General features: G+C 47.8%; 3 protein-coding genes. All 3 read right to left on the bottom strand.

Annotated elements, in window-relative coordinates:
• Positions 1 to 317: hypothetical protein (locus BLT03_RS24990; RefSeq protein WP_245711543.1), on the bottom strand; the 317-nt coding region annotated here is incomplete at its 3' end.
• A gap of 196 nt (positions 318 to 513) precedes the next feature.
• A complete protein-coding gene (locus BLT03_RS24330) occupies positions 514 to 1,002 on the bottom strand; it encodes a hypothetical protein (protein WP_139160546.1) in 489 nt (162 codons plus the stop codon).
• A gap of 26 nt (positions 1,003 to 1,028) precedes the next feature.
• The coding region (locus tag BLT03_RS23565; RefSeq protein ID WP_175537861.1) for an RHS repeat-associated core domain-containing protein at positions 1,029 to 1,784 on the bottom strand (756 nt) is incomplete at its 5' end.

The following is a 1,784-nucleotide window of genomic DNA, read 5'->3' on the forward strand; positions in this document are numbered from 1 at the left end:
GATCTGATGCAGGTGGCCCGAGCCGTAATGCAGCCAGTCGAGCGCCCGACCATCGGGCAGGGTGGTGCGGGTGCGGTGGCCCAGCTCGTCGTACTCGTGTGACAGCGTGCGCTCCAAGGGGTCTCGGCCGTCGCCACGTCGGTGCCTGAATGGAAGGTGGAGCCCGCGGGGTTGCCGATGGAGCCACTGTCGTTGCGGTAGGGCGCGGTGCCCGGCGTGTCCTTCTTGCGCAGGAACACGAAGTCGTCCGGCTTGTTCACCGTGCCGGCTACCGCTTGCGACACCATCTCTTTACCGTCGATATAGACCTTGCCCATAGGGGAGGGAGAGAAAAAAACAGTGCGCGGGGGTGCAGAAGGTTGCGGGTCAGCGATTACAAGCCAAATCGGGCTAAAGGGCAATGGATACTAGGGCAGTTTGCTATGAAAAAAGGAGCGTCACTTTGGGAGACAGGTGTTGCTCTTCACTTTTGAATTCGCCCTATATTTGCCGTCATTGAGTAATCGCTTTTTCCTATGGATTTTTTTTTCTATATTGCTTCATGCGAGGGTGGTTTTCAACGTATTTTCTAAATTCAATACATAAGTTGTTTTTTTCTATTTTTTGTAAAGTAAAAAATAGAGATTGAAAATGCATTGAGCCTCCGTGTTCGTCGAAAAAAGCTCTTTTCTTATCGCATAATCCTTTTGATGCAAAATTCATGACGATTTTTTCGGTGTTTTCTAATCTTTCCGCCTCATGCATTGATTTTATGCCAATGTTGTTGATTTCGTCCGATGAAATTTTTCCCATTAAAAAATTTTCAATTGCATTGTTGTATTCTTTGATTTTTGAAATAACATCTTCTGCTATTTTTATTTTCGGAAATAAATTTTTCAATAGCACTTCTTTTGTGAAGTCGTGAAAAATCCATTGGATATCTTCAAAATTTATTGAGTCCAAATTATATCTGGATTCTAGTTTTTTGATTTCAGTAATATCTGAGCGTAAAATATTTGGCATGCTGTTAGATTGGAGGTGTTAATGGATTATTTTTTGCAATCATCATTGATTCCAAGTTGTTTTTGCACGTGAGCACATGAGGGGCACGCTGGCATGGGCTTCATTTTCTTATCATTACGCCAGACCTTCGATATAGCTCCATCAACCATCTCTTTTAACTTTTCAAATGTTGTGATGCCAGCAGCGTTTGCTGCTTTACTCATGGCATCGGCTTCTGCGCATTCACCATGGTAAATTGGGGTTCTGTGTTCCATGGGAACGTTGTCATATGCTTCTTGTACGGCTGGATTATGAATTCCCCCGCCTCCCTCTCCGGTGCTTAAACCCGTTTGAGATTTATTTGGAATATTTTTCCCGTCAAGGGTGCCTTTTGCTCCAGTCAATCCCCAAGGGTCAGACCAATCGATTGGGTTGGGCGCATACGTAAATAAGTTCGTTCCACCTCTTAACCCAATAGGATCTTGGCTAACAAACCGTCCAACCACTGGGTCGTAATACCGGAACCGGTTGTAATGCAGCCCGGTTTCTTCATCGAATTGCTGCCCCTGGAACCGGAAGGGTTGATCCACGTGGGCGGGGGGTCGGTGGGCGCTGGCTGCTTCACCCCAACCCATAGGTCCATGTCCTGTACGACGCTGGACGGAGCCATCATCCGTCCCGGTGCGAAGCGCCGTCTCCCTGACCCTTGCCTCGCCCCAGACCTTGTAATCCGCCGCCCAGGCAATGCGCCCCTCTTCGTCGGTCAACTCCTGCGGCGTGCCGATCTGGTCGCATTGATACCA

Origin of the sequence: Paracidovorax valerianellae, assembly GCF_900102625.1 — a bacterium.
Classification (GTDB): domain Bacteria; phylum Pseudomonadota; class Gammaproteobacteria; order Burkholderiales; family Burkholderiaceae_C; genus Paracidovorax; species Paracidovorax valerianellae.

What these genes read in the sequence shown, in the direction of transcription:
- BLT03_RS24330 (WP_139160546.1), bottom strand. Translation starts at nt 1,002, where the DNA reads ATGCCAAATATTTTACGCTCAGATATTACTGAAATCAAAAAACTAGAA.